Source organism: Gordonia sp. 852002-51296_SCH5728562-b, assembly GCF_001665475.1.
Classification (GTDB): Bacteria; Actinomycetota; Actinomycetes; order Mycobacteriales; family Mycobacteriaceae; genus Gordonia; species Gordonia sputi.
Genome location: NZ_LZMI01000106.1, coordinates 1 through 7232, shown reverse-complemented (window position 1 = coordinate 7232; position 7232 = coordinate 1). Strand labels below are relative to the sequence as shown.

Genomic DNA, 7232 nt, shown 5'->3' with positions numbered 1-7232 from the left:
CAGTTCGAGGTGAACGTCTTCGGCCCGATCCTGCTGACGCAGCCCATCGCCAAGCGGATGGTGGCCAAGGGTGGCGGCAAGATCGTCTTCATGTCGTCGGTCGCAGGGCTCACCGTCGACCCGTTCACCGGTGCGTACGCAGGCTCGAAGCACGCCGTCGAAGCGTTTGCTGATGCGTTGGATCAGGAACTCGCTGAGTACGGCGTCACGGTTGCCACCATCAACCCCGGGCCGTTTCTCACCGGATTCAACGACACCATGTTCGAGGAGTGGAAGTCGTGGGTCGATGACCCGTCGACGCGACTCTACGACTACAGCAAGCTCGCATTCCCGCACGAGCAGTTCGACCCGGAGGAGGTCATCACCGTGACGATCGATGTCCTCACCGGTACCGACACCGACTACCGACACGTGTTGCCCGCCCGCACGGTCGACGACATCAAGGCACAGACACAGGCGCAGTGGGATCGCACGCTCAATGACGGCAAACGTCCCGAACTGGTCGCGACCGCCTACGACATCTCCCCGTACACGCCAGTTGACGGCAATTCCTGAAAGGATCGAATAATGGCTCTCTCCGACAAGAAGGCACTGATCATCGCGACGTCGTATGGCGTTGTAGACAGGCCAGGAGGGATCGGGGGCCAACTGTGCGCGTCGATTCCGGAGGAACCCGGACGTCGCGGTGGCGCGGTAGTCGGCCGTGACAGAGCGCGACGACGCGCTCTCCGCGTCGTCGGTCCCCCGGCCTTCGCTCATGCGAGTTGCGCGTCGATCGCGGCGGTGAACTCCGAGAGGTCGTCCGGGGTGCGCGACGTGATCAGCGTGAACCCGTTGGTGTCGTCACTCACCACCGCCTCGTCCACCCAGTTGCCGCCGGCGTTGTTCACATCGGTTCGCAACGACGAATATGACGTCAGGGTCTCGCCGACGTCGATCCCGCCGACTACGACGTCCTCGTGGTGCCCGGGGGCACACTCAACGCCGACACACTGCGCACCGATGCGAGGGCGCAGAGCGTGGTGCGCAGTTTTGCCGATGCGGGTAAACCCGTCGCCGCGATCTGCCACGGACCGTGGCTGATCGTCGAAACGGGATTGCTCGTCGGCAAGACCCTGACGTCATATTCGTCGTTGCGAACCGATGTGAACAACGCCGGCGGCAACTGGGTGGACGAGGCGGTGGTGAGTGACGACACCAACGGGTTCACGCTGATCACGTCGCGCACCCCGGACGACCTCTCGGAGTTCACCGCCGCGATCGACGCGCAACTCGCATGAGCGAAGGCCGGGGGACCGACGACGCGGAGAGCGCGTCGTCGCGCTCTGTCACGGCCGACTACCGCGCCACCGCGACGTCCGGGTTCCTCCGGAATCGACGCGCACAGTTGGCCCCCGATCCCTCCTGGCCTGTCTACAACGCCACTACCGACCGTCGGGTTGCGGGACTGCGGCGCGAGGAGATCGCCTGGGCCGCAGGGGTGAGCATGGACTACTACACCAAGTTCGAGCAGGGCAAGGTGGCGCACCCCTCGCGCGCGGTCGTCGGATCTGTCGCCGACGCCCTGCGTCTGAGCGATCTCGACCGCAGGTACCTGTTGGCACTTACCGCCGAACCGTCGGGTGCTCCCGAGATCACCGCGGAGGCGCTCGACGAGGCGCAGGGCGATCTGTTGACGATCGGTTCGAAGCTCTTCGACACCGTCATGCTGCACCTGCTCACTGACGAGCTGATGCTGACCACCGTCGACAAGGCAACCGCGGCCGTCCTGTTCCCCGACCGGGATTCTTCCGAATGGCCGATTCAACCAGTCTCGTTGCTGCAGTACATCTTCGACGACCCGATCAGCAGATCGGTGTACGTGGACTGGACGGCCAAGGCCTACGAGGTCGTGGGGCTGGCGCATCTGAACCTGGCCACGCGGCAGGCGTCGGCGGAACATCGAGCGTTGATCGACCAGTTGTGGCGGTCCAGCAAGGCATTTCGCTACATCTGGAACCGCTACGAACCGCACGAGAAGAGGTCGGGACGCTGGCGAATCCGCGTCCCGGGAGAGGGCGTCGTCGGCTGCCACTTCACGACGCTGCAGGTGCGTGGTTGTGATGAGCTGTCGCTCGTCGTCTACGACCGCGAGGAACAACGTCGAGAACTCAGCTCCCGCGATACGTCGAATACGAGTACGGGCTCAGCAGCACCGGTACGTGATAGTGCCGATTCGGATCGTCGACGGTGAAGCAGATGTCGATCTGCGGGTAGAAGCCGACGATTCCGTTGGCGCCGAACCAGTCTGCGGTCGCGAAGACCAGATGGTAGGTGCCCGGCGCGAGTGGGTCGGTGTTGACCTGCGGGATGCGGCCGTCGCTGTTGGTGGTGCCCGAGGCGAGTTGTTCGCCGTCGACGTCGCGCAGGATCACCGACATCCCGACTGCGGGAGCACCGCTGACGGCGTCGAGGACGTGAGTGGACAGTCCGGTCATGAGGTCAGCCTAGTCGTCGACGAATTCGACGGCGGGTGTCAGCATCCGTTGCAGCCGACTGCGATTGATCTTCGCGAGCTCCATGCGCATGACGCGACGTTCGGTCGGAGCGTCGTTGCGTATGCGCTCTTTGAGGATCGCGAGCAGTTCTTCTGCGGGGCGTCCATTGGCGAACACGAGGTAGACGTGCCCGAACTTCTCGTCGTACTCCTTGTTGAGCTGTTTGAGCTCGGCGAGTACCTCGGGATCGGCGCCGGTCACTCCCGACTGTTCCCGACTCGACGAGGCGTTGTCGGGGCGGTCTCCGATTCGGGGGTGCCCCGCCAATGCCTCGTCGAGGTCGGATTCGGTCAGTTCGGCGAGTATCAGATCGGCGTATTCGAGAAGTGCCTCGTCGTCGACGAACGGACGCGCCTTGGCGACGCGCAACGCCCAGATCGATGAACTGCAGCACTCGTAGAGCGTGCTGATCGCCTGTCGCTCCGACAGCTCGTTGAAACTGGGCAGACCACGCCAATCCACTCGTCGCACGCGCTCAGCCTACGAGAGCTCTGGCTGGCGGCTGAAACGAGCCGAGGTCAGTGGGTTGGCGTCGGCCACGAGATCGTCGAACCGGTGATTGGCGATCTTCGCGATCTCGATGAGCGCGAAGGACTTCTCCGAGGTCTCGGAGTTGTCCATGCGAGCCCAACCGTTGCGCAGCACGCGGTCGTAGCGTTCGGCCTCCTGCGCGTCGATGACCAACGGGAAGCCGAAGTGGTCCTTGTACGCCTTGGCGAGGTCGACGACGTTCTCGTGCTCGGTCTCCTCGAGGTGGGACAGGCCCTTGTGGTCGACGGCGGTCAGCTCGCCGGTCTCGTCTTCCGCGCCGAGGTCGGGGAATGCGCGGATGAGCTGCAACTGTTCCTCGTCGCTGCCGGTCAGCATGGCCTCCTGGAAGGCGCTGCGCAGATCGTGGACGTCCTCGAAGGGGCGCTGCTCGTAGGCGCGTTCGACCACCCAGTCGACGTTCTGCACCAGTCCACCGAAGGTCTGACTGAATTCGACGTAGGTCATCTTGTTGACGGCGTCGAGGGTGATGGCGCCGCGTCCCGCGACGGCCGGGCCGCGACGTCCGACGTGGAAGAACAACAGGTTCAACAGGATTGCGGTGATCGCACCCATCGTGATGCCCGTCGAGAACGGTATCTGCAGGATCATGTTGGGCATCGCCTGATCGACGCCGGGCAGTGCGGGGACGTCGACGTGCGCGCCACCCTTCTCGATGACGGTGGTGGGGGTCGCCGACTGCGAGAACTGCACATAGAGGGCGACGGCCAGCGAGGTGGCCGCGATGATGAGGTTGCGGTGGTCGGTGAAGTCGACCGACGTGAGCGTCTGGATACCGACGATGGCCACGGTCGCGAACATGATCAGCGCCGCACCGCCGAGGATGGGCGCGGGAATGGACTCGACCACCTTCGCCAGCTTGGGCAGGCAGCCCAGGATGATCATGATGACGCCTGCACAGGCGACCACCCAGCGGCTCTTGACCCCGGTCAGCCGCACCAGGCCGACGTTTTCGGAGAACGCGGTGTAGGGGAACGAGTTGAAGATTCCTCCGAAGATGGTGGCCACGCCGTCGGCACGTACCGCGGCCGCGACGTCCTCCTTCTTGATGCGTTTGCCGACGATCTCGCCGGTCGCGAAGATCGATCCGGTCGATTCCACAGCCACGACCAGCAGCACGACGATCATCGACACGATCGCGACGAGGTCCCACTTCGGAGCGCCGAAGGCGAACGGCGGGGTGAAGCCGAACCAGCCGGCTTCGCCGACGATGCCAAATGATGCGTCGCCGCACAGCCAGGCGATGAAGGTGGCGACCACGAGGCCCATCAGCACCGCGATCGTTGCCATGAAGCCGCGGAAGAATCGCTGCATCAGCACGATCAGCAGGATGGTGCCGAGCGCGTAGCACACCCATTTCCAGTTCGCGTTGTCGTGGAGGTGCTCGTGCGGGTTGGTGACCGCGTCGCCCGCGCCGACCGGGATGAGGCAGACGCCGATGATGGTGATCAGCGTGCCCGTCACCACCGGCGGCAGGAAGCGGATGAGTTTGGCGAAGAACGGAGCGATGAGGAAGGTCGCGATGCCGGCTGCGATCACGGCGCCGTAGACCGTCTGCAGGCCGACGCGTCCGCCGCCGTTCTGGTTGGCGATCTGGATGACAGGTGCGAGCGTGGCGAAGGTGATGCCCTGCAGCAACGGCAGGCGTACACCGATCTTCCAGATGCCGACCGACTGCAGCAGCGATGCGATGCCGCACGTGAAGAGGTCGGCGGTGATGAGCATGGTCAGCGCGTCGGAGTCGAGGTTGATCGCGCGGGCGATCAGCAGCGGCACGAGCACCGCGCCCGCGTAGAACGCGACGACATGCTGTGCACCGAGAGCGACGAGCTTGCCGGGTGGCGGCACCTGATCGACGGGGTGTACGCGCTTGCGCTTCTTTGCCGGCGGGGACGCCGGTGCCGCCTCGGTTGTCATGGTCGCCTCCAACAGGATGGGTGTTTCGCGCACACAGATGTGGCGCCGATGCGCGAACGGATGCGCGTCAGCAGATAGATAGTGGACCCGCGCGCGACTTCTCGCGCAGCGACGAGCGCACGTTTCCGCGAGGTTAAAACGGAGATCTCGGACAGGCGACTACGATCGGCTTCCGTGAACATCGCACGCGTCGACGACACGGACCGCCCCGATGATGCCGGCGGCGACCCGGTGGTTGGCGTGGTACTCGCCGCGGGCGAGGGGCGTCGCTATGGAATTCCGAAAATACTTGCAGCGCACGGGGATTGGCTCAACAGGGCGGTGTCGGCGCTGGCCGATGGCGGGTGCGACGACGTGGCCGTGACGATGGGTGCGGCGGTGGTCGGCGCCCCCGCTGGTGCTGCGCCGATCCGGGTCGGCGACTGGGCGGACGGGCTGTCGGCGAGTGTGCGCGCGGCTCTCGCGTGGGCGTGCGAGAAAGGCGATGTGGCAGGCGTGGTTTTACATGTTGTTGACATGCCGGACGTCGGCGCCGATGTGGTTGCGAGGGTGCTGAGGCAGGCGGGAAGTCGACGAGATGCCGTGGTACGCCCGAGGTATCGCGACGTCCCGGGACATCCGGTCTATCTCGGAGCCGACCACCTTGCGGGAGTGCTTGATTCGTTGAACGGCGATGTCGGCGCCGCGGCGTATCTGCGCGCGCACGCCGACATCGTCGAGATGGTCGAGTGTGGCGACCTGGCCTCGGGACGCGACATCGACGAGCCGTAGCGCCAGGCGGTCACCGGTCTCAGGCGGGCTGCTCCTGCTTGGGGTAGGTGTAGAACCCCTCGCCGCTGGCCATGCCGAGCTTGCCCTTGTCGATGTAATTCTGCTTGAGCCACGCGCCGAGGTGGCGGTTGCCCTGATCGCCGTTCATCAGGATGTTGTACGGCGTCATCAGTCCGACGACGTCGTAGATCTGGAACGGTCCCAGCGGCGATCCGGTGGCGATGCGCCAGGTCTTGTCCACATCCTGCGGATCGGCGTAGCCGCCTGCGGCGAGTTCGAGGGCCGCGTTGAGGAACGGGATCAGCAGCGAATTGAGAACGTAGCCCGCCTTCTCCTTGTGGATCTGGATGGGCACCATTCCGATCTCGTCGGCGAACTTCACCACCTTGTCGTAGACCGCGGGGTCGGTGTCCTTGGTGCCCATGATCTCGGCGGTGTTGAACTGCCAGACCCGGTTGGCGAAGTGCAGTGCGAGGAACTTGTCCGGGCGGCCCGTCGACGATTCGAGGTCGCTCGGGAGCAGCGACGACGAGTTGGTTGCGAAGACTGTGTCCTTCGGCGCGAGTTCGTTGAGCTTGCGGTAGGTGTCCTGCTTGAGTTCGAGGATTTCGGGTACCGCTTCGATGATCAGTTGGGACTGAGCGGCTTTCGCGAGGTCGTCGGTGAGGGTGATGCGCTTGCGCGCCGCCTCCGCTGCGCCGTCGGCGGCACCGGGCACCTCACGCTTGTAGGTCTCGACGAGTTCGTCGTATCGCTTCGACGCCGCGTCGAGAGCCTGCTGATTGATGTCGTAGGACGTGACGTCGATTCCCTTGTATGCGGTCTGGAATGCGATCTGAGATCCGAGTACGCCCGCACCGAGCACCGTGACTGTGGAGAACTCTGCCATCGTGAACCATCTCCTGTAGGTCGTTACTTCCCCTACAACTCAACGTACTCGCGCACGCATCGACGAGGAGTTGATGCTCGTCACGTCTGCGGTTCGGTCATCGTGACGCCGAGTGCTCCCGTGGCGAATCGGGCAACGACCGGATACGCGGCAGCGAGCGCGTCGTCGTATCCGTCACGGGCATGTCCGACGACGCTCGCGCGATCGGCGTCGAGAACTACCGACACGGTTGCCACGAGCTCGCCCGTCGTCGGCTCACAGAGTGCCCAGGTGAACAACGACTCGTCGGCCCAACCCGAATCTACCTGCCGCACATAGGCTTCGGGATCGTCGACGCCCAGGTCGCGTAGTGCCGCGGCGTCGGAGATCCGCTCGTCGTCGCGGACTCCGCGCAGGTACCAGGCGCCCGCGTTGATCTCGATCGGTTCCATCGGACCTCCTCGAAACGCAGTCGGGGGGGGGGGGGGGGGGGGGGGGGGGGGGGGGGGGGGGGGGGGGGGGGGGGGGGTGGGGGGGGGCGGGGGGCGGGGGGGGGGGTCGCGGCGGGGCGCGGGGCCCGGGGGGGGCGG

The 7232-nt window shown here is 65.1% G+C and carries 10 protein-coding genes; 4 read left to right on the top strand and 6 right to left on the bottom strand.

Annotated features, from left to right (window positions below):
• Nucleotides 1-555 (top strand): SDR family NAD(P)-dependent oxidoreductase (locus tag A5766_RS18270; RefSeq protein WP_064905820.1); only part of this gene is annotated, 555 nt, incomplete at its 5' end.
• Nucleotides 556-755: 200 nt separating this feature from the next.
• Here A5766_RS18270 and A5766_RS18265 read toward each other — a convergent pair.
• Nucleotides 756-902: a DJ-1/PfpI family protein gene (locus tag A5766_RS18265; protein WP_442902973.1), complete on the bottom strand. Its 147-nt coding sequence runs from the start codon at nt 900-902 to the stop codon at nt 756-758.
• A 60-nt stretch (nt 903-962) separates the two neighbouring features.
• Between A5766_RS18265 and A5766_RS18260 the strand changes: the two genes are divergently transcribed.
• Nucleotides 963-1280, top strand: coding sequence for a DJ-1/PfpI family protein (locus A5766_RS18260; RefSeq protein ID WP_442902972.1), 318 nt, complete (start codon nt 963-965; stop codon nt 1278-1280).
• Nucleotides 1277-2233 carry a helix-turn-helix transcriptional regulator gene (locus A5766_RS18255; protein ID WP_231894721.1) on the top strand — a complete coding sequence of 319 codons (957 nt, stop codon included), beginning with the start codon at nt 1277-1279 and terminating at the stop codon, nt 2231-2233. Before A5766_RS18260 ends, A5766_RS18255 begins: the two co-directional genes overlap by 4 nt.
• Here the strand turns inward: A5766_RS18255 and uraH are convergent.
• Genes uraH through A5766_RS18240 form a run of 3 tightly spaced genes read right to left on the bottom strand, consistent with a single transcriptional unit; the run spans nt 2151 to nt 5003 of the window.
• Nucleotides 2151-2477, bottom strand: coding sequence for a hydroxyisourate hydrolase (uraH, locus tag A5766_RS18250; protein ID WP_064861565.1), 327 nt, complete (start codon nt 2475-2477; stop codon nt 2151-2153). The two genes, A5766_RS18255 and uraH, sit on opposite strands and share 83 nt — an antisense overlap.
• Nucleotides 2478-2486: 9 nt before the next feature.
• Nucleotides 2487-3008: a 2-oxo-4-hydroxy-4-carboxy-5-ureidoimidazoline decarboxylase gene (gene uraD / locus A5766_RS18245; RefSeq protein WP_064905818.1), complete on the bottom strand. Its 522-nt coding sequence runs from the start codon at nt 3006-3008 to the stop codon at nt 2487-2489.
• Between the two features lie 9 nt (nt 3009-3017).
• Entirely contained in the window at nt 3018-5003 is a 1986-nt protein-coding gene (locus A5766_RS18240; RefSeq protein ID WP_064861568.1) for a solute carrier family 23 protein, read from the bottom strand.
• A gap of 174 nt (nt 5004-5177) precedes the next feature.
• Between A5766_RS18240 and A5766_RS18235 the strand changes: the two genes are divergently transcribed.
• Entirely contained in the window at nt 5178-5774 is a 597-nt protein-coding gene (locus A5766_RS18235) for a nucleotidyltransferase family protein (RefSeq protein WP_082933521.1), read from the top strand.
• Between the two features lie 19 nt (nt 5775-5793).
• Here A5766_RS18235 and A5766_RS18230 read toward each other — a convergent pair whose 3' ends face one another.
• The gene (locus A5766_RS18230) at nt 5794-6663 is read right to left on the bottom strand and encodes a 3-hydroxyacyl-CoA dehydrogenase (RefSeq protein ID WP_005205821.1); all 870 of its coding nucleotides are present in this window, start codon (nt 6661-6663) and stop codon (nt 5794-5796) included.
• Nucleotides 6664-6743: 80 nt separating this feature from the next.
• Nucleotides 6744-7094, bottom strand: a complete 351-nt coding sequence (locus A5766_RS18225; protein WP_064905816.1) for a hypothetical protein — start codon at nt 7092-7094, stop codon at nt 6744-6746.
• Nucleotides 7095-7232: the final 138 nt, after the last annotated feature.